The organism is Trichlorobacter lovleyi (genome assembly GCF_015239775.1).
Taxonomy (GTDB): domain Bacteria; phylum Desulfobacterota; class Desulfuromonadia; order Geobacterales; family Pseudopelobacteraceae; genus Trichlorobacter; species Trichlorobacter lovleyi_B.
Genome location: NZ_CP058409.1, coordinates 469,330 through 490,329, shown reverse-complemented (window position 1 = coordinate 490,329; position 21,000 = coordinate 469,330). Strand labels below are relative to the sequence as shown.

Genomic DNA, 21,000 nt, shown 5'->3' with positions numbered 1-21,000 from the left:
GTTATTCCTCCAGCTTGTAGCCAAAGCCACGCACGGTCTTGATCATCTCGCCGGCATCCCCCAGCTTGTTACGCAAACGGGTCACATGGGTATCCACCGTACGGGTGTCACCCACAAAATTGTAGCCCCAGACATCCTGTAGCAGCAGCTCCCGCTTCATGACCCGGCCGCTATGTTCGGCCAGATAGAGCAGCAGCTTGTATTCCGTGCTGGTCAGCTCAATCTCGCTGCCGGCCACGGTGACCCGGTGACTGGCACAGTCAATCACAATCGTCCCCATGGTGATCTGACGTTCAGTCGTATCAGGTTCCTGGCTGCTGCGCCGCAGAATGGCACGAATCCGCAACATCAGCTCCCGCATGGAAAACGGCTTGACAATGTAGTCGTCCGCCCCCATCTCAAACCCCACCACCCGGTCAATCTCGTCACCACGGGCCGTCAGCATCAGCACCGGTATGCCGCGGGTCTTGTCACTGTGCCGCAGGGCAGAGCAGACCTCGGTTCCCATCATGCCGGGCAGCATCAGATCCAGCAGGATCAGGTCCGGCAACTCGCGGCGGGCCGTTTCCAGCCCCTCCACCCCGGTGCCGGTCACCAGGGCCTGATAGCCCTCTTTTTCAAGGTTATAGGCCAGCAGTTCCGCCAGATCCCGCTCATCCTCAACGATCAGCACCTTCTTCATAATTGTCATCTCCTGTGCAACCTACCCGCAAACAGCCTTGTTTTGGATTGTAACAGTACCAAAGCAACGTTACAGCCTTGTTACACCACCGCAAATATTGTGTGGCAGGCAACAAAAAGGCCGCTTCCGAACAGAAGCAGCCTTTGAGACAACTAGATATGTACAGCATATCCTGGCGGTCCTAGCCAAGCAGCGGCAATAAAACCTGATAGGTCATGAAGGCAACCAGCGCAGCTGCCGGAATGGTCAGAACCCAGGCCCAGACAATCCGTTTGGCAACATTCCAGTTGACCGCAGTCAGCCGCTTGGAGACCCCGACCCCCAGAATGGTTGAGGTGATCACATGGGTGGTACTGACCGGCATGCCGATGGAGGAAGCGCCGAGAATAACGCCGGCTGCAGCGGTTTCGACACAAAAGCCATGCACCGGTTGCAGCTTGACAAAGTCCTTGCCGATGGTCTTGATGATCCGCCAGCCACCGGCGGCAGTCCCCAGACCCATGGCAACGGCGCAGGAGATCTTGACCCAGGTCGGCACGTCAAAGGTGGGGATCAGGCCATAGGAAAGCAGGGCCATGGTGATGACACCCATTGACTTCTGGGCATCGGCGGTACCATGCGAAAAGGCCATAAAGGCAGCCGAGGCCACCTGCAGTTTACGGAAGTTCTTGTTGAGCGGACCGGGGTTGCTGTTGTGAAACAGCCGCATGACGATCACCATGAAGATGAACCCGATGGCAACACCGATAATCGGTGAAAGGATCAGTGCCATCACGATCTTCTGCAGCCCCTTCCAGTGCAGTGTAGCAGCGCCTGAATGGGCAATGACCGCCCCCATGATGCCACCGATGATGGCATGGGAGGAGGAAGAGGGCATGCCGTAATACCAGGTAATCAGGTTCCAGATAATCGCACCCAGGATACCGGCCAGCACCACCAGTTGCGTAACATGATTTGCATCCACAATGCCTTTGCCGATGGTTGAGGCCACCTTGGTGGAGACCATGGCACCGGCAAAGTTCAGAAAGGCGGCCATGAAGATGGCAGCTTTGACCGACAGGGCTCGGGTAGAGACACAGGTGGCAATAGCATTGGCGGTGTCGTGAAATCCGTTGATATAATCGAAGGCCAGTGCGGCAAAAACTACCAGCACCAGCATGATCAAGGCCATATCAGGCATTTTTCACTACCACGCTTTCAAGGATATTGGCAGCGTCTTCACACTTGTCGGTGGCCTTTTCCAGTGTCTCGTAAATCTCTTTCCACTTGATCAGGTTGATCGGATCCTTTTCTTCATCAAACAGGCGGCTGATCGCCTCACGGCAGACCCGGTCCGCCTCGTTCTCAAGTGCATTGATCTCGACACAGCAGTTGTTGATATCCTCAAACTTGCCCCCCAGGTGTTTCAGGGCGCGCTCAACCGTCTGGCAGCATTTCAGGATAATGAAGGCCAGTTGTTGCGCCTCAGGGGTCGGCTTTTCAACATTGTACATCACGAAGCGCTGGGCCGAGGCATCGATCAGGTCAAGGATGTCATCCAGTTTTGAGGCCAGGGAATAGATATCTTCGCGGTCCAGCGGAGTAATGAAGGTCTTGTTGAGGGTCTTGATAATCAGGTGGGTCTGGTTGTCGCCCTTGTGTTCCGTATCCTTGATCTGGCGCTGGCTGGCCAACGGGTCGGCGTAATCATCCAGCATTACCTTGAGCTGCTGGGCACCCTCGGTAATGATGACACCCATATCCTGGAACATCTTGAAAAACTTCTCTTCTTTCGGGATTAATCCGAACATGCTGCTCTCCTTTGTATATCAGACAACTGACAGATCATGACAAGCGAGGGCATGTTACAGGTATGTGACAGAGATGTAAAGTTTCAGTTGTGTTACAGACGACCTTTACATGGCGCTGGGCCGGCAGGGAGCCGTGATAGTGCAGCAGGGTGCCTGTACTAATCCGGCAGCGGGAAGCGACTTCGGTTGGATTGCAGCAAACAACAGGCAGCGGTCGACACAATCCTGCCGCTGCGACCTGCTACCCTGCCCACACAGGATCAACGCCCGCGGTCAGCCAAGGCAAACCCGGTTGCGTCCGGCCTTTTTTGCTGCATACAATGCCTGGTCCGCCAATTTCATCAGGTCGTCAGCGGACTGCTCTTCACCCGGCACCAAACAGGCCATCCCGGCGCTTAGGGTAACATACCCGGCAACATCCGATTGTTGATGCGGAATCTCCAGTGCTGCCACCGCCAGACGGATTGTTTCAGCCACAGCCACGGCATTCTCCAGAGACGTCTCCGGCAGCAGCAGCACAAACTCTTCGCCGCCATAGCGCGCTGCAAAGTCAGCTGGCCGTTTCAGGTTTGCCATAATCACCCGGACCACCTCCCTCAGGCAGCTGTCTCCTTCCTGGTGGCCATAGGTATCGTTAAAGGCCTTGAAGCAGTCAATATCCAGCATCACAAGCGCCAACGGCATATCATTACGCCGTGCCCTGCGCCATTCCTTGGCCAGGTTTTCATCAAAGGCCCTGCGATTGTTGCAACCGGTCAGACCATCCTTGAAGGAGAGGGTCCGCAGGTGTTCTTCCAGCTGTTTACGCACGGAAATATCCTGCACAATCCCGACAAACAGCGTGTGCCCCTGCACGCTGGTCTCGCTAACCGAGATATGCAGCGGAAACACGCTGCCGTCCCTGCGCCTACCGGTAAAATCCCTGTCCTTGCCGATCAGCCGCGAACTGTTCGTCTCCAGATAGTGGTTGACATACCCAGCATGCTCGCTACGGTACGGATCAGGCATGAGCATGCTGACATCCTTTCCGATCACCTCGGAAGCCTGATAGCCGAAGATCTTCTCGGCAGCGGGGTTGAACTCCTCAATCAGACAGGCACCGTTGATCACGATAATCCCTTCGACCGCGTTATCCACAATCGCCCTGATCCGCTCCGCACTCTCCTTTAAGGCCAGTTCAATCTGCTTGCGGTATTCGATCTCATCCAGCGAGTGCTGATGCAGCCTGCGGCTCTCGCGGGCCGCCAGCACGAGATCGGTAAAGTCCTGCACCGACACGAGCGCAAAGGGGCTCTCGTCCACAAACACCCTGGTGACGGTTGTCTGCAGGATTCTGAGGCATCCGGCAGGTAAGGGGCAGGAAAAGATATGGGGATGGAGCTGGGCGGAAAAAATAACCGGTGCGCCGCCCTCATACAGCGACTGGATCCGGCCGGCATAACGGACACCTGCCAGATGCGGAAACGCCTCCGTCAACGGACGGCCAAGCAGCCCTTCACGACTGACGCCCGTCCAGTCCTCCATGGTACGATTCCAGGCGCAGATAGTCATATCAGCGTTAAGCAGGACCGTCCCGATCGGCAGGGCGTCGAGCATCAGGTTATTCAGATCAGGCGGCTGCATACTCACTCATCAAAGGCGGCCTGCAGCCCGGAAATAAAGGTGTTGAAGGAGCCCACTTCAAACAGCACCAGGAACTCTCCGGTAATCTGGCTGCTTTGCACGGTAAAACGGGTCGTGATCTCCAGGGCAGACTCACTGTCATTGGCCCAGATACTGTCGAGCAGCACCCGCAGGCTGCCTTCCTGATAGCGTGGGATCGTGTAGTTCAGATGGGACTTGAGCAGGTTGGCAATGGAACCCATCACGGCATTCAGCAGGATATTGCCGACTTCGGTCAGGGTACCGGTCTTGATGGCATCCAGTTCGCTGCTGGGGGTCTCATCGTCAACCAGCAGATCAACCAGCTTCGAGGCGCAGTCAGCCGTAAAAAGCAGGGTGGAAAAACCGCTGAACTCCCCGGAGAACTGCAGCATCACCATTGAAACGGTTTTATCACTGCTGCCGGGCGCAACCCCATCCAGCTCATGCTGATCAACGATACGTATCTGGGGCACCTCCAGAGCGATGTGCTGCCCCAGTAGTTCATTGAGAGTACCGGCAGCCCGGCCGACACCGATATTGATGATTTCCCGTAAGGCATCGATCAAGGCATCGTCAAACCGCGTCATACCTTCCCCCTCCCCAGGCCTTGTGCCACTGTTGCCAGCAGTTCCTCATCCTTCGGCGGTTTATTGATCAGCTCAAAGGCCCCCAACGCAAGGCAGGTTGCCCGGGTATCATCCTGCACATCAGCGGTGACAACCAAGACCGGGATGCTGTTTCCCTGGGCCTTCAAAGCTTCAAGCAGGCCAATGCCATCCATTTCCGGCATCAGGATGTCGGTAATGATCAGGTCAGGCGTCTTTTCCGCCAAAAGGGCCAGGGCGGCCTTGCCTGAATCGGCATGCAACAGCTCATGGCCTGCTTTTTTAAGGACCTTGCCGATCTGTAAACGCGAAAATGAAGAGTCGTCCGTATGCAGGATCACGGCCATAGCTAGTCTCCCCTAAGATGTAGGCTGGAACTGACAAACAACCGCATTCTAGAGTAAGCAGCAGATTTGCGCAATGCAGGAAGCCAGGCAAAAAAACATTTTCCAAGATAACAACAATGGGCACCCGGCCTTAAGGCGGGATGCCCATTGTTGTTACATTATTTCCACCGCATTGTACCCTTGCAACCAAGCTGACGAGCCCCCACAGACCCTTCGAATCAGCACTCCTTGGTTGAAGTTCTCACGCCGTATTGATCAGACCTGAAAGCGCTGCACCAGCTGCTGCAAACTGTCTGAAAGACGTGCCAGCTGTCCGGCAGCCTGGGCAGACTCTTCAGAACCACGTGCGGTCTGCTGCACAACGTCAGTGATCTGCAGCATGTTGTTCGATATCTCGGCAGTGGTTGCGGTCTGCTGTTCAGCAGCAGTGGCAATCAGACTGATCTGCATGGTAACATCGCTCACGCGCTGCAAAATAGCTCCCAAGGCCGTCTCCAGCTGGCCCGCCTCCTGGGCCCCCTGTTCCGTCGCACGGACACCTTCCTCCATGGAGCTGACCGCAGCCCTGGTCTCCTGTTGAATGGCACGGATCATCTCGCCAATCTCCTTGGTGGCCGTGGTGGTCCGTTCAGCCAGGGCCCGCACCTCGTCGGCAACCACGGCAAACCCCCGTCCCATCTCGCCGGCCCGGGCCGCCTCAATGGCAGCATTCAATGCCAGCAGATTGGTCTGATCGGCAATATCCTCGATCGTACCGACAATGTTACCGATCTGTTCGGAACGGGTGCCCAGTGATGCAACAATCCTGGCATTTTCCCTGGTACGCTCACCACGCTCATTAATGCCGGCAACGGTGCTCTGCACGACACTGAAGCCATCCTGGGTGGTTTTTGTGGCCACGTCGGCGCTCTCTGCCGCAGCGTGGCAATTACGGGCAATGTCACTGCTGGTGGCAGCCATCTCCTCCCCTGCGGTTGCCACGGTATTGGCCTGGCAGGCCACTTCTTCAGCACCTGTGGCGGTCTGTTCCGCCGTGGCATGCAGTTCGGCCGATGCCGCCGCCACCTGCACGGCGTTCTCGGAAACCTTGGTGATCGTATCCCGCAGTTTGTGTGCCATGGCCTGAAAGGCCTTACTCAATTTGCCGACTTCATCATTGGAATAATGGGGAATAGTCACCCGCAGATCACCCTCTGCAACCTTTTGAGCCTGGATCACCAGCTCATTCACCGGCGTTGTGATGGCATGGGTAATCAGCATTCCCAGCAGCAAGGCCACCAGCGCACCGCCGATTGCGGCAGCCAGCATGATCATACCGGCCCGCTTGGCTGCCCGGCCGTTCTCGGCCGACAGTTCGCCTGCCTTTTTTTCAAGATACTTTGTCAGGGTGTCAATTGCCGTAATCTCATCTCTGACGGCACTGCTGGCGGCAGGACTGATCATACTCGCGTAGGCCTCTTCACGCTTACCGGCAGCAGCCAGTTCCAGCATCTTTTCAAGGTGCGGACGATAGGCTGCCCGGGTCGCCATAAAGCGCTCGTACAGTTTCTGCGCTTCAGCATCGGGCAGGTGGGTTGCAAGTGACCTGGAAGACTCATCCAGATCGGCCCGCAACTCGCTAATCCGCTTGCTAAAGCGCTGTACATCGTCCTGATTCGCCGCAGCAGCCAGATCACGCAGATTGACCCGCATACGGTGAAAGCTCATCCCCAAGCCACCCAGTTCACGCAGGGAAACAGTGCCCTTCTGGTAGAGCAGCAGGTCATTATCGCTCAGTTTTCGCAATTCTGAATAGCCGAACAGACCTATGATCAAGGCAATCAGGGAGACCCCGAGAAAACCGCCAAGCAGTTTGGCACCCACGGAAATATCTTTTATCCAATGCATCTTCTTCCTCCTCACAGAGCTTCTTTTTCCACTTCTAACGACCCGATAATGTTATGTAATTCACGGATGCCGACATCAAGTTGAATGGTCAGCAGACAGAATTCGTCTGCCAGGGCATCGAAGGTCTGCCTGCTGCACGGTTCATTGCCGTTACACAGAGCCAGCAAATGTGCCTTCACGGCAGCCGTCTGAATGTCGTGCAAGGTCAGCCCCAGTTGTTCAAGCAGCTGCCGCAGCGTCTCATCGTAGGCTTTCATACCGTCCCCTTCTCGTATCGGTTTCACACACCATCCGGCCCGACTGCAGCATTGGTTGTAACCATTGACCTGTCCATCACCTGAATATGGTCCTTCAGCCAGACATAGGTAAGTTTGAGTGAGTTGGTCACCACAGCAAGCGATGTCCCTTCCTGCGCGCAATCTGTACGTACTTTTTCAAGCTGCTTTTTCAGTTCCTCATGCTGCCGGAGGTGCTCTCGCCGATTGGGAACGCCATGCTGCGTCAGATACTCCTCTTCAGCGGCAAAGTGGCACTGCACATAACGCTGCAGAAAGGTCAGCAGTTCAAGTACCACCGGCTTTTCCCGCCCCTGCTTGCAGGCGTCGATCAGCTCGTTAATCTTCTCAAACATTTCCCTATGGTGCGCATCAATCTCTGCGTGCCCGGTTGACAATCGGGGGTGCCATTCGATCTTCATGGTATCGGCCTCCTGCGCTGTTCTGGTCAGTACACGGCGTAGTGTGTCCACCCCGGCAGGGTAGACAGGACAACAATTGTCTTGTTTGAACTATGCATCTTTTGGACAGTGAAATTGAAGACAGGAAATAGCGCGGGAGACTTCTTAATTTCCTAGTACGGTATCAGGAAAAGCGAAACAGCATGCGGCGGGGAGAGGTCAGATGGAGGTAATACCTTCACGAATGGCATATTTAATCAGTTCAGCAATACTGGTCGCACCGACCTTTTTCATAATATTGGCCCTGACGGTCTCGACGGTCTTGCTGCTGACCTGGAGTTGGAAGGCGATCTCCTTGGTACTGGCGCCATCGGCAAGATACTGCAGCACCTCGCGCTCCCGTGGCGAAAGGAGCGCCTTGGCACCGGCCCCCTCCTTTTTCTGGAACTCATTGATAACCAGGTCGGTAACCGATGAACAGAGGTAGGATTTTCCTGCATGCAGGGCCCGGATCGCCACCATCAGTTCATCTGCGGCACAGTCCTTCAAAAGATACCCCTTGGCGCCGGCCTTCAGACTTTCAGCAACGCAGCTGCGGTCAAGCACCATTGAAAGCGCCAGAACAGAGGCCTGAGGACTGACCGCAAGAATTTCCCTGGTGGCCTCAATCCCCCCCATGACCGGCATGGTCAGGTCCATGACCACCACATCAGGCAGACACTCCGAATAGCACTGGACCGCCTCCTGCCCATTGGAGGCCTGGGCAACAACGGCAATGTCCTCGGCCTGTTCAAGCAGTGATTTAAGCCCTTCACGCATGATTTTATGGTCATCAACAAGTAGCACTCTGATCTTCATGGACACGACTCCCCTTTCTGACACGCATCAGCGGCCCCGAGCAAAGGGACCTGCAAACTAATCCTGCTGCCGCTGTCCGGTGCACTGGTGATCGTTATCTGCCCACCCAGATGACGGATCTGACGCACGATATTAAACAGTCCAAAACAGCCCTCTTTAGGGGCACTGAAGGCCAGGGCGGGATCAAATCCACGGCCGTCATCCTCAACCAGCAGTATCAGCCAGGTATCCTTGCGGTACATGCTGAACCTTGCCGATGAAGCAGCAGCATGCTTGGCAGCATTAATCAACAGCTCCCTGGCGGCCTGATAGACAACAGAACGCAGCACTTCCGTGAGCGGCTTGCTGGTGGCGTCGTCCTCAAACTCAACCAGCAGGCCATAGTCATCGCTGATCTGCCTGCACAGCCAGGACAGGGCGGCCTCCAGACCGGCGCTGGCCAGCACGGGCGGCGTCAACTGCAGCGTCAACGAGCGAACATCGCTGATCACCTGTTCAAGAAGCCGCCTGACATCCGAGACCGCTTCCCTGGCCGACAGAGCCTGCAGGGAGTGCTCGAGTGTCCCCAGCTTGATGCGCCCCAGCACCAGTGACTGGCCGATATGATCGTGCAGTTCCGTTGAGATCCGCAGCCGGACCTGTTGATCAAGCAGGGAAAGCTCGGTGGCCATTTCGGCCTGTTTCTCCTTGACGACCGCCAGACGTTGCTCTGTCTGCAGACGCTGTTGCTCGCGTTCCATATGTTCCAGGGCGTAGGAAAGGTCTGCGGCCAGCTGTTCGAAAAGCGCCAGGTAATCGCTGCAGAAATAGTTGCTGAGCTGCGAGTAGACTGAGAGCGAACCGATCGGCTTGCCAAAGACCGTCAAAGGAAAGGCGGCCGATGACCTGATGTTGCTGCGCTGAGCCCTGGCTTGCCAACCGCTGGTGCCCTGATGCTGCATAAAGTCGTTGCAGACAACCGTCACCCCCTCGCGGACCGCCGTACCGGTCGGCCCCCTGCCGATCTCACACAACCTGGAGCTGACCTGGATCCCGTCAAGGTAGCCATACCGGTCGCCAAACGAAGCCGCCGGCTGAATCAGGCCGGTTTCCCGCTGCTCAAGCCCGATCCAGGCAAACAGAAAACCGCCCTGTTCCACAATGATCCGGCAGAGTTCAGCAAAGAGTTCTTCCTGGCTGGCGGCGCGGATAATCGCCTGGTTGGCGGCATAGAGCGTTCCATACAGACGGTTGCTGCGCACCAGGGCCTCTTCGTTGCGTTTCAGCTCCGAGATATCGCGGGTAAAGCTCATCACGCAGGGTTCGCCGTCCACCTCGATCCTGCGGGCATACAAGAGTCCGGTCAGGATTGAGCCATCCTTACGCCGGAACTGCGCCTCGAAATCGGTCACCTGATCCGATTGCAGCATTGCATACAGCAATCGCTCCCTGTCAGCCGGATGAGCCCAGAGTTTTAGATCCAGGGCCGTCCTTCCAATCACCTCAGACGGTTCAAATCCAGTAAGCTTGCAAAAACCATCATTTACCTCAATACAGGTACCATCCTTCAAGCGGGTGACGATCACGGCATCCGGGGCAAGCCCAAAGGCGGTGTTCAGCATCTGCTCAGAAAAGCGAAGCTGATCGGCCTGCGCCACAACAGTCTGTTGTAACGAATCATTTGCCTGACGCAGAGCCTGCTCGGCTTTTTTCAACGAGGTCAGGTCAGGGCTGTTGGTGGCCCAGGCCACCGGCTCGCCCTGTTCGTTACGGATCACGAAGGAATCCCAGCGGGTGTAGATCGGCTCGCCGCTCTTGACGTGCCGGAAACGCACCTCGCCTGACCAGCGTCCCTCCCACTGCAGGGTGGGGATGGCGGTCTCCAGAACCAGCGGCAGATCATCAGGCCAAAAGACGTCGAGGATTGTCGCTGGGAACGGCTCCCCCGGCTCCAGGCCGATCATACGATAGCCGGCATCGTTCAGGAAAAACGGCACCATCTCCGGCGTGCAGAGCCCGATAAAATCATGACTGTTCTGCACCACCGAGGCCATCTGACGCAGCTCAAACTCCAATCCTTTGCGCACACTGATATCATCTTTGATGGCCAGATAGTGGCTGATGCTGCCGGAAGTCGACCGGATCGGTGCAATGGAAAGTTCCTCCCAATACAGCACACCTGACTTGCTACGATTTCTCAGCTCGCCGCTCCAGACGTCACCGGCCGTTATGGTGTTCCAGAGACCGCGGTAAAACTCTGCCGGGGTTTGTCCCGATTGAAACAGACGCGGGTTCCTCCCGATCAACTCATCGGCCTGATAGCCGCTCATCCGGCACATCTGCTGATTGACAAAGACGATCCGTCCCGCCGCGTCCGTCAGCAGGATGCTTTTGGGGCACAGGTCAAGGGCCTTTCTGAATGAGGAGGCGTTGTGCATACCACTCCCTGGAGATAGGGTAACCGGGTGGAAGGAACGACGTAAAGAGACTGCCAACACCCTGTCATGGTAGCACGCTTTCAGCAACAGACAACCGGATTCAGGGCTTTGATGACAAAAAAACGGGCAGCCCCTTCCGGGACTGCCCGCATGCAAAATGTTTCACGGATACCGTAGCTATCCGCAACGAAGATTTTTTGTCCTGTGTGGGGTAAGCAAGGGGTGAGGCGGAGGCGTACTAAGCAGTACGCCGCACAACTCACCCCGCTGCTTGACCTGCATCAGGGCGAAAAAAGATCGTTGCCCCATAGCCACAAGAAACGATGCATTTTGTGTCCTGGCCAGGCTTTCCGAGGGAATGGCGCGCTGGCGTACAACCTGTACGTTGAGCAGCCATTCCCGTTGGAAAACGAAGCCAGGGCGCAAAAGGCGCGTTCCTACCCCAGGATGGCCTTGAGGTCTTCCTCAGCCGTGGTAATCGGCATAATGTTGAAGTTCTCCACCAGGAAGTTCAGTACGTTCGGCGTAATAAAGGCCGGCAGTGAGGGTCCCAGGCGGATATTCTTGATCCCCAGCGACAGCAGGGTCAGCAGGATCACCACCGCCTTCTGCTCGTACCAGGAGAGGATCAGGGAGAGCGGCAGGTCATTCACGCCGCACTCAAAGGCGCCGGCCAGGGCCACCGCGATCTGGATGGCGGAGTAGGCGTCATTGCACTGGCCGATATCCAGCAGACGGGGAATACCGCCGATATCGCCGAACTCCAGCTTGTTGAAGCGGTACTTGCCGCAGGCCAGGGTCATGATGACGGTATCCTGGGGTGCCTTCTCGGCAAACTCGGTGTAGTAGTTACGGCCTGATTTGGCGCCGTCACAACCACCCACCAGGAAGAAATGCTTGATCTGGCCGGCCTTGACCGCAGCAATCACCTTATCGGCCACGCCCAGCACGGCCTTGTGACCAAAACCGGTCAGGATCTCCTGGCCCGGGTTCTCCGGCAGGCTGGGGCACTCCAGCGCCTTGTTGATCACCTCGGAGAAATCCCAGCCCTCGATATGCTTGACATCCGGCCACTGCACCAGTCCCCAGGTGTAGAGGCGATCCTTGTAGGAATCAGCCGGGCGCTGGATGCAGTTGGTATTGAAGATGATGGCACCGGGGAAATTGGGGAACTCCCTGGCCTGATCCTGCCAGGCGCCGCCAAAGTTGGCCACCAGGTGAGGGTACTTCTTGAGGCCGGGATAGCCGTGGGCCGGCAACATCTCGCCATGGGTGTAGATGTTGATCCCCTTGCCTTCGGTCTGCTTGAGCAGCTCTTCCAGCATCTTCAGGTCGTGGCCGGTCACCAGAATCCCTTTGCCGGCCTTGGTGCCCAGGTTGACCGGTGTCGGCGTGGGAGCACCGTACGTCTCGTTGTGGAGGGTATCCAAAAGTCCCATGGTGGTGAGGTTCTGCTTACCGCATTCCATGCAGAGGCTGACAAAGTCCATCAGTCCAAGGTTGGCATCGGTAGTCGCAGCCAGCGCCTTCTGGGTAAAGGCCATCACGTCATCGTCACTTTTGCCCAGGATCATGGCATGATCCATATAGGCGGACATCCCCTTCAGGCCATACATCAGGATCTCAATCGTGGAACGGATATCCTCGTTGACATGCTGGGTGTTGATACCGTGCTGCTCCCCCTGGGCAACCATGGTGGCCAGGTCGGCGGCAGGTTTCCAGTCGGCCACCGGTCCGCTGATGGCGGCACCTGAAGCGGCCTTGGCCTTTTCTTTCAGCTGGTAACACTTTTGAATCAGTTTGGCGATATCTTCTGGATCAAAGTCCACGTTGGTGACGGTGGCAAAGAGCGCCTCAATGGTGAAGCGGTCAATCTCGGCATCACGGCCAAGCTTGTCGGCATACAGGGCCAGGGACTTCAGGCCGTACAGGAGATGATCCTGCAGGGCGGCCACATCAGGCTTCTTGCCGCAGACTCCGGAAATATTGCAGCCGGTACCGTTGGCAGCTTGCTCACACTGGTTACAGAACATGCTCATGGTGAATCCTCCTCGTTGGTGTGGTTAACTCATGGGTGAGTTTTACTCGTCTGTGTGGTATGAAGAGTATATCAGTCTTTTTTCAGAATGCATGACCTTGGTCAAAAAAACGGAGTATCTCATCCAGGCGCCGCATTATTTTGCCCCGGCCCCGACCTTAACAATGCTTGACAAGTAGATGCCTGATAAGGCTTATTTCATTACACGGCATGACTTAGGAATTATTCTACAGGAGCTTTACCGATGTCTGATCTGCGAGTTCGCTTTGCCCCTTCGCCCACCGGCTATCTGCATGTTGGTGGTGCCCGCACCGCCCTGTTCAACTGGCTGTACGCCCGTCATTTCGGCGGCACCTTTATCCTGCGGATCGAGGATACCGACACCGAGCGTTCCACCCAGCAGTCGGTGGATGCCATCCTGCAGGGGATGGAGTGGCTGGGGCTGGACTGGGATGAAGGGCCGTTCTACCAGACCGACAACTTCCCGCTCTACAAACAGCATGTCCAGAAGCTGCTGGAAGAGGGCAAGGCCTACCGCTGCTGGTGCCGGCCGGAGGAGCTGGAGGCCAAGCGCGAGGCGGCCATGGCAGAGGGGCGCAAGCCCAAGTACGACGGTACCTGTCGCCACCGCCAGGATCAGCCGCTGGATCAGCCCCACGTGATCCGCTTCAAGGCCCCGGAAGAAGGGGAGACGGCCTTTGACGACCTGATCAAAGGCAGGATCGCCTTCCCCAATGCCGAGCTGGATGACCTGATCATCAGTCGCACCGACGGTACCCCCACCTACAACTTCTGCGTGGTGATCGACGATGCCCTGATGCGGATTTCCCATGTCATCCGCGGTGATGACCATGTCAACAACACCCCGCGCCAGATTCAGCTCTACGAGGCACTGGGCTACCCGGTACCGATCTTTGCCCATGTGCCAATGATCCTGGGCAGCGACAAGGCCCGCCTGTCCAAACGCCATGGTGCCACCAGCGTGATCGCCTACCGTGAGATGGGCTACCTGCCCGAGGCGCTGAACAACTATCTGGTGCGGCTGGGCTGGAGTAACGGCGACGATGAGATCTTCAGCCGTGAAGAGATGGTTCAGAAGTTTGATATCGCCAATGTGGGCCGCTCCCCGTCGGTCTTCAATCCTGACAAACTGAACTGGCTGAATGCCCACTACATCAAGACCGGAGACCCGGCCCGCCTGGCTGATCTGCTGAAGCCGCACTTGGCAAGCCGTGGCGTGGCGGACTGTTCAACCCCTGACCTGGCCGGTGTGGTGGCGACCCTGCAGGAACGGGCCCAGACCCTGGAAGAGATGGCCGAGCGGGCCTTGTTCTACTATCAGGCGCCACACTCCTATGACGAGGCGGCATTGGCCAAGTTTGACAAACCGCATCTGGCAGCAGTCTTTAGCACTGTTGCGGCCAGGCTCTCTACAGCAAGCGCTGTTGCCGCGCCGGAGTTTGATGCGTTGTTAAAGGAGATTTGCACGGAAGGCGGCTGGAAGATGCCCCAGGTCGGGCAGCCGCTGCGGATCGCCCTGTCCGGCAGCACCCAGGCACCCGGCATCGGCGAGATCATCACGGCCCTGGGGGTCAACGAGACGATCGCACGTGTTGAACGGGCCAAAGCGTTCCTGGCAGACTAGCAGCCTGCAGTTTTCAGAGCCTACACGGTGGGAGCCCCATGGATATACTTGCCATAACTGACATACCGCGCATGACTGCGCTGTTTGAACGGCTTGCCCGGCTGATCCCCGGCCTGACCGTAGTCAGCGAGATCCACCGCGGCATTGATGAACTTGAGAGCCGTAAGCCCGGGCTGGTCTTCATCCAGAATCACCTGGCAGGCCTGTCGGCTGACATTCTGCATAAACACCTGAAATCGCGCCTGGGACAACGGAAGGCACGTTTCGGACTGATCAGCGCACCCAGCGCCATTGATAGCGACAGTGCCGCAGCATTTGAAGTCATACTTGATCCTGCCCTGAGTGATGAGCAGTTGGAGCAGACCGTCCTGAACCTCCTGCAACAGCAGGATCAGCCGGCAAAACCGCAGGTCTCAACACAAGACCGGGCTGCGGCACCACAGTACGACTCCCCGGGGCAGGAGCAGCCCATAGCGCCGTCACCCCCACCCGCCGCCCCCTTGCAGACGGTGCAGCAGCAGCTGCCGCTGATGCCGGACCCGCCGGTTCCGGTTGAAGCCGACCAGGAACCGGCAGCGCCGCTGACCTACGAGCTGCCACGGCGGCCCGGCATCTCAATCATTTCCGATTTCAGCAAGCAGCTTGACACCCGATCCGACACCCTGCAGCCCGAACCGGCACCGTTCAGCCGGCATGAGCATGAACTGCGTATTCGTGATCTGCATCGGGAACCGCATCTGATCAGCGACCCTGAACCGACACAGCCCTGGTACCGCGGCACCGCCTTCCTGCTGGTCAGCGTCACCCTGCTGGTTGTTGTGGCGGTAAGCCTGTTCCAGCACCGTTCAAGCCGTACCACCGCACCGGCTCCCAAGGCCGTTTCAGATCAAAAGGCACCAGCTCCGGCAGTTTCGACGGCTGCGGTTCCCCAGCCGGAAACGAAACCGGCGCTCTCCTCCCACGGTAGCGGGCGTCCCCGCAGCCTGCCCTCCTTTATCCCCAAAGAAGGGCTGGACCCTGCCTACGGCAAGGACAATCCCGGCTGGGAGAACTATCGCGGCCAAACCAATGAATACCGCGTCTTTCGCGAAAAAGGGGGCGCAATCAAGGCCATTCAGATCATTGACCGCAGCGGGGCAGGCATCCAGGAATCTTTCTATACCAGCACCCTGAAAGAATTAGCCGGTGCTACGGCAATGCGGCCAACCTCTTCAGAGATAAAGGAAGGCTATGAGATCCGCCGGGGTGATCTGGCCGGTCTGCAGCTGGTACAATACCGGGATGCCCAGGGGGGCAGGATGCGGGGCTTTGTGATTACCTGGCCGTAACTCCGATTTCCATTTCAAGGCCCTCTCGTCGTTGGCTTGTCCTCGCCGCCTGGAGATAATCATTGAACTGGAATCGGACTATGGTCAGCATATGTCAGGTGAGATTTAACACAGAAACGGGCGTCCAATCAGGACGCCCGTTCTTTTAGTAAGGCAGGCAGCAGTCGTGTCGCTGCTATTTTGTTGAAAGCTTCAGGTAGCACTCCGCCCGGTTCAAGGTTGCTTCAGGCAGCAGGACTGAAGCGGGGTAGCGGCTGATAAAGCTGTCGAACTGTTTGATTGCCGTCTCGCAATCCCCCTTTTTAAAGCTCTCCAGGGCATGGCTGTAGGCGTTCTTCTCGCCCTGCCGCAGAGGCGGCTGCTGTGCTGTTTTCGGTCTTTCAGCCATCTGGTGTTTTGACGGCTCAGCCGCCGGTGCCTGTCCCTGATCGTGCTGCAGCACCAGATTGCTCTGCAGCTTCCGCCCGGCCTTGCGTGAAAGCGGCACCCGCACTACCTGCCCGACCTGAATCCGGTGCGGGTTCCTGATCTCGTTAAAAAGCAGGATCTGCGGATAGTAGTAGCCGTGCCCCGCATACCGTTTTGAAAGGTGGGAAAGGGTATCACCTTTTTTTACCGTGACCTCCCGCACCAGCACCCCCTCACCCGGCTCAGCACCGTCAACCGGCCGGGGAGCGTAGAGATAGTCGCCGCCCCAGCTTGCTGTCGCTCCGCACAGCAGTAGTGCCAACAGTGGAATCTTAACACCTGGTAGATGCATATCAGTACCTGTTCCCCACTTGATCCTGGTAGGTCAAGATGCTTTTCAGCTGGACGCCAGTGCCGACTCCGGTACCGGACTTGATTCTGAACGATGCCTTGACAACCCGCTTTTCACCGGCACCAAGCTCACTGAAGCGCCAGAGTGACGCGCCGCTTCCGGTCTTGCCGGCAGCCTGATCGGCTGCCACCAGCTCAATCTGTTCAGGCCAGGTTACTTCCAGTTCAACCTGCTTGGCCAGATTGGAACCACGGTTCAGCACATCCAGGTCGATCGTCAGCAGGTCTCCCGGGACCATCCGTCCTTCACGCCCTTTCATGGTCAGCTGCAGCACCGGCCGTGAATAGCCGATCTCTGCCTCCACCATGACCGGCTTACCCTGAAGCGACTCAGGGGCTGCGCTCAGGGACACCTTTTCGCGAGTGCCATCCTGGGCCGTCTTTGATGTCGTCACCTCAAGCAGCAGTGCCGCCTCTTCCTTTGGCCCCAGCGGCCCGATTGCTGTCACCTCGGACTCACCCGGCTGACGCAGACCATCACGATTCAGGTCATGGTACACAACCACCTTCTGGAACGCCCCTGACCCGGCCACCAGGCTGAAACGTTCGCGCTGGTTGCCTTTATTGACCAGTCGGGCAGGGATCGTCACGACCTGGCCCGGCACCGCCTTGACCCGCTCAGTGGCCATCTTCAGTCCCAGCTCACTGACCGGCAGTACAAAGGTGGCGTTGGAGAGGAAGGTCCCCCTGGTCTGTAGCGGGTTATTCAGCAGATCAGCCCGGACAATCAGCTCTTCCTTTGCCAGGGCCTCGCCCTTAAGCTGGAAAGTGGCCACCAGTTCACGGCTCTCGCCGGACTTGAGTGCAAGCCCGTCCAGCACCAGCGCGGCTCCCATCTCCTGCCGGAATCCTGCTGCTGCAAAATCAACCGCCTGATACTGGGGCGGGAAGCTCAGACGCAGGGTAACATCCTCTGCCGGTGTTGATCCGACGTTCAGCACCGTAACCCGGTACTGCACCGTCTCACCGGGCAGCAGCTGGGGTTTGTCGGTCTTGACCACGGCACGCAGCAGCGGTGCGGCAGCAGTAAGCGACACGGTCCGGCTCTGGGAGGCCTCCGGCATGAACTGGGAGGCTGCCTTTACTGGATGGGCAATCCTGAGGCCATCAATTGAGGCTGCAGGCACGCTCAGCAGCAACAGACCCTTGAATTTCTCACCGGGGGCCAGCTGTGGGGTCTGATTGATCGACTGCTCCGGTGTTGCTGCAGCAGCAAAGCGCGCCCCGAATTCTGCGGGAAAGCTGGAGGCAAGATAGAAGCTGTCCTGACCGTTGCCGCGGTTCTGGATCTCAAACGGGATCGTGTTTTTACGGGCCACCTCAACCGGCGTCAGCGGTGACTGCACCTCAAATTCAAAGGCGGCATACTGTGCCACCTCAAGGGTCAGCACCTGAGCTGTGGCGGTGCTTTCAACCGGCTGAGCAGGCGCCGCCGCAGGAGGCACGACCACAGCCACCCCCAGCTCCTTCAGGCGTGTGGCTGCAGTACGGGCTGCCGGGGTATTGGGAAAGCGCTCCAGAATCCCTTTATACCCGGCAATCGCCTTCTCTTTGAGACCGAGCCGTTCCTGACGCAGCCGGTCAGCAGCAAGCTTTGCCTCCTCAGCCTTACGGGCGGCAGCGAGTTCGCGCTCGTTCTGTTCAGCGGCAGCCATTGCAGCCTTCTCTGCAGCACGACGTTCTTCAGCGGCCTTTTGGGCAGCAAGCTGTTCTGCAGCGGCCTGTTCTTTGGCGCGTCGTTCTTCTTCTGCCTTCACTGCTGCCAGGCGCTCCGCTTCTGCCTTTTCACGGGCGATCCGGTCAGCTTCAGCCTTGGCCTTCAGGATACGGGCCTTCTCAGCAGCCTCCTGGGAGGCCTTTTCCTGGGCTACACGCTCTGCCTCAAGCTTGGCTGCTGCCAGGCGATCCGCCTCGGCCTTCTCACGGGCAATCCGGTCAGCTTCAGCCTTGGCCTTCAGGATACGGGCCTTCTCAGCAGCCTCCTGGGCGGCTTTTTCCTGGGCTGCACGTTCTGCCTCCAGCTTGGCTGCTGCCAGCCGATCCGCCTCGGCCTTCTCGCGGGCAATCCGCTCTGCTTCAGCCGCGGCCTGCTGTTTTTCCTGTTCCAGTTTGATGGCTGCCAATCGCTCTGCCTCGGCCTTTTCACGGGCGATCCGGTCGGCTTCAGCCTTGGCCTTCAGGATGCGGGCCTTCTCAGCAGCCTCCTGGGCGGCCTTTTCCTGGGCTACACGTTCTGCCTCCAGCTTGGCTGCTGCCAGACGGTCAGCCTCGGCCTTCTCTTTGGCAACCAAGGCTGCGGCCTCTGCAGCACGCTGTTTTTCAGCCTCAAGCTGCGTTGCTGCAGCAACCTGAACGGCACTGCCCGGCCCTTTTTCATACTGGGCTGCCAACGCCAGCAGATCATCTTCAACCGTATTTTTCAAAGGGTTATCAGGATACTCCCGGGTAAACTGGGCCATATAGCGGGCTGCATCAGAACGGTTGCCAACCTTGTAATGGGCACGGGCCAGCCAGAACAGCGTCATGTCACGCAGGGGGGTGTCAGGATATTTCTTCAGCACCTCGCCAAGGCGGGACACTGCGGCAGGATACTCTTTCTGCTGGTAGGCATTGAATCCGGAGAGAAACAGCTGGGAGTCTTCAGTCTCTTGAGCAACGACCGTTGCTGCGCACAGCAGGGTGGCGATGAGCAGGCAAGTAAGAAATGCCGTTAGCCTTCGGCAGTATCTAAGCATCTTCACGGGGGACACCCTTTCCCCGGCTGACCGGGACGGCGGTGGTAACTGCCAAGAAATACTTGGGTAAAATGGGTATTCCTTAGCATCTTCACCGTCCCTTGTCAACCGCGGAAAGCGAGCAGCAGAGGGTTTTAAACAATCACCAGCATTGACTAAGCGAGGATTTTTTGTTTCAGGGCTTGGCAGACAAAGAAGGGCGCGGAGACGTACAGAAAAGTACGTCGCACAAGCCCTTCTGCTGTATGACGAGGCCTGAAACGAAAAAGACCGCTTAGCGGATATGATCCTCCGGATAGGCCCCGATCTTATGGATTGCCAGGTCAGGACCGTTATACTCATCCTCTTCATGCATCCGGATACCGACCGTTTTTGAGAGCGCACCGTAGACAATCAGGCCGCTGGCAACGGCAAACAGCACCGCAGTCAGGGAACCGGCCAACTGGGAGACAAAACTGATGTTACCCATCCCGCCCAGAAATTTCTGACCAAAGATACCGGCGGCAATCCCTCCCCAGGTACCGATCACCCCATGCAGCGGCCAGACACCCAGCACATCGTCAATCTTCAGCCTTTCCTGTTCAAAGGTAAAACCATAGACAAAGATAACCGCCGCAATAGCTCCGGTTACCAGCGCTCCCAGGGGGTGCATCAGATCACTGCCGGCACAGACCGCAATCAGACCCGCCAGTGCGCCGTTATGCACAAAACCCGGGTCGTTCCGTCCTGCCACCAGAGCAGCCAGTACGCCACCCACCATGGCCATCAGGGAGTTGACTGCCACCAGGCCCGAGATCTTTTCAAGGTTGCCGGCGCTCATCACATTGAAGCCAAACCAGCCCACGGCCAGAATCCAGGAACCAAGCGCGAGAAACGGGATATTACTGATCGGCAGCGGGTGGGATTTGCCATGCTGATAGCGCCCTTTCCGTGCCCCCAGCAGGATCACCGCCGGCAGTGCGATCCAGCCGCCAATGGAGTGCACCACCACCGAACCGGCATAATCGTGAAACTCAAGCCCACCGATTGACTTAAAGACCCCCTGCAGCAGCGCGGCGTTCTTGCCCCAGATCAATGACTCGAACAGCGGATAGCACAGACCGGCAAAGACCGCCCCTGCCACCACTTGGGGCCAGAACTTGGCCCGTTCTGCAATACCACCGGAAATAATGGCCGGGATACAGGCAGCGAAGCAGAGCAGAAAGAAGTAATGGACCAGGTCATAGCCCATGGCGCCCTGCATCAGCTGGTCAGCCGGCTTGAGAAACGAGATACCGTAGGCCAGCGGAAAGCCGATCAAAAAATAGACAACGGTTGAAACGGACCAGTCAGTCAGAATCTTTACAAAGGCGTTGACCTGGCTCTTCTTGCGGACCGATCCCACCTCGAGAAAGGCGAATCCGGCGTGCATGGCAAAGACCATCACGGCACCGAGCATCAAAAACAGGACATCTCCGCTTTGTTTCAGGGGGGTAAGGGGTGACAACTCCATTGCTGCTGCCTCCTGGGCATAATGTAGACTGCACTGC

At 57.5% G+C, this 21,000-nt stretch carries 17 protein-coding genes; 2 read left to right on the top strand and 15 right to left on the bottom strand.

The annotated features are described in order from the left end of the window. Position 1: 1 nt before the first annotated feature. The 12 genes from FY034_RS02295 to hcp form a co-directional block, all read right to left on the bottom strand. On the bottom strand, positions 2–682 hold the full coding sequence (locus tag FY034_RS02295; protein ID WP_265553437.1) for a winged helix-turn-helix domain-containing protein: 681 nt from the start codon (positions 680–682) through the stop codon (positions 2–4). A 181-nt stretch (positions 683–863) separates the two neighbouring features. Further along, positions 864–1,862 carry an inorganic phosphate transporter gene (locus FY034_RS02290; protein ID WP_265553436.1) on the bottom strand — a complete coding sequence of 333 codons (999 nt, stop codon included), beginning with the start codon at positions 1,860–1,862 and terminating at the stop codon, positions 864–866. Then, a complete protein-coding gene (locus FY034_RS02285; protein ID WP_265553434.1) occupies positions 1,855–2,472 on the bottom strand; it encodes a DUF47 domain-containing protein in 618 nt (205 codons plus the stop codon). The genes FY034_RS02290 and FY034_RS02285 overlap by 8 nt, the downstream gene beginning before the upstream one ends. 273 nt (positions 2,473–2,745) lie before the next feature. Next, positions 2,746–4,095 (bottom strand): diguanylate cyclase domain-containing protein, encoded by a 1,350-nt coding sequence (locus FY034_RS02280; RefSeq protein ID WP_265553433.1) that lies wholly within the window; start codon positions 4,093–4,095, stop codon positions 2,746–2,748. Positions 4,096–4,097: 2 nt separating this feature from the next. Beyond that, complete coding sequence (locus FY034_RS02275; protein ID WP_265553431.1) at positions 4,098–4,703, bottom strand: chemotaxis protein CheC; 606 nt, start codon at positions 4,701–4,703, stop codon at positions 4,098–4,100. Further along, the gene (locus FY034_RS02270; RefSeq protein ID WP_265553430.1) at positions 4,700–5,068 is read right to left on the bottom strand and encodes a response regulator; all 369 of its coding nucleotides are present in this window, start codon (positions 5,066–5,068) and stop codon (positions 4,700–4,702) included. The genes FY034_RS02275 and FY034_RS02270 overlap by 4 nt, the downstream gene beginning before the upstream one ends. A 255-nt stretch (positions 5,069–5,323) precedes the next feature. Continuing rightward, on the bottom strand, positions 5,324–6,955 hold the full coding sequence (locus FY034_RS02265) for a methyl-accepting chemotaxis protein (protein WP_265553429.1): 1,632 nt from the start codon (positions 6,953–6,955) through the stop codon (positions 5,324–5,326). Positions 6,956–6,966: 11 nt separating this feature from the next. Beyond that, entirely contained in the window at positions 6,967–7,212 is a 246-nt protein-coding gene (locus tag FY034_RS02260; RefSeq protein WP_265553427.1) for a hypothetical protein, read from the bottom strand. A 23-nt stretch (positions 7,213–7,235) separates the two neighbouring features. Further along, positions 7,236–7,652, bottom strand: coding sequence for a bacteriohemerythrin (locus FY034_RS02255; RefSeq protein WP_265553426.1), 417 nt, complete (start codon positions 7,650–7,652; stop codon positions 7,236–7,238). Positions 7,653–7,850: 198 nt separating this feature from the next. Continuing rightward, positions 7,851–8,489: a response regulator transcription factor gene (locus FY034_RS02250; protein WP_265553424.1), complete on the bottom strand. Its 639-nt coding sequence runs from the start codon at positions 8,487–8,489 to the stop codon at positions 7,851–7,853. Beyond that, entirely contained in the window at positions 8,486–10,906 is a 2,421-nt protein-coding gene (locus FY034_RS02245; RefSeq protein WP_265553422.1) for a PAS domain S-box protein, read from the bottom strand. The genes FY034_RS02250 and FY034_RS02245 overlap by 4 nt, the downstream gene beginning before the upstream one ends. Before the next feature lie 437 nt (positions 10,907–11,343). Beyond that, on the bottom strand, positions 11,344–12,945 hold the full coding sequence (gene hcp / locus FY034_RS02240) for a hydroxylamine reductase (RefSeq protein WP_322573233.1): 1,602 nt from the start codon (positions 12,943–12,945) through the stop codon (positions 11,344–11,346). A 243-nt stretch (positions 12,946–13,188) separates the two neighbouring features. On the opposite strand from hcp, the gene gltX reads away from it, so the two are divergent. Together gltX and FY034_RS02230 are read left to right on the top strand one after the other, a co-directional pair. Next, positions 13,189–14,589 carry a glutamate--tRNA ligase gene (gene gltX, locus FY034_RS02235; RefSeq protein WP_265553421.1) on the top strand — a complete coding sequence of 467 codons (1,401 nt, stop codon included), beginning with the start codon at positions 13,189–13,191 and terminating at the stop codon, positions 14,587–14,589. Between the two features lie 38 nt (positions 14,590–14,627). Next, positions 14,628–15,917 (top strand): hypothetical protein, encoded by a 1,290-nt coding sequence (locus tag FY034_RS02230; protein ID WP_265553420.1) that lies wholly within the window; start codon positions 14,628–14,630, stop codon positions 15,915–15,917. Positions 15,918–16,092: 175 nt separating this feature from the next. Here FY034_RS02230 and FY034_RS02225 read toward each other — a convergent pair whose 3' ends face one another. From FY034_RS02225 to FY034_RS02215, 3 genes are all read right to left on the bottom strand, one after another. Beyond that, positions 16,093–16,677, bottom strand: coding sequence for a LysM peptidoglycan-binding domain-containing protein (locus FY034_RS02225; RefSeq protein WP_265553418.1), 585 nt, complete (start codon positions 16,675–16,677; stop codon positions 16,093–16,095). Position 16,678: 1 nt separating this feature from the next. Continuing rightward, positions 16,679–19,471, bottom strand: a complete 2,793-nt coding sequence (locus tag FY034_RS02220) for a tetratricopeptide repeat protein (protein ID WP_265555199.1) — start codon at positions 19,469–19,471, stop codon at positions 16,679–16,681. A gap of 274 nt (positions 19,472–19,745) precedes the next feature. After that, complete coding sequence (locus tag FY034_RS02215; RefSeq protein ID WP_265553416.1) at positions 19,746–20,963, bottom strand: ammonium transporter; 1,218 nt, start codon at positions 20,961–20,963, stop codon at positions 19,746–19,748. Between the last annotated feature and the right edge of the window lie 37 nt (positions 20,964–21,000).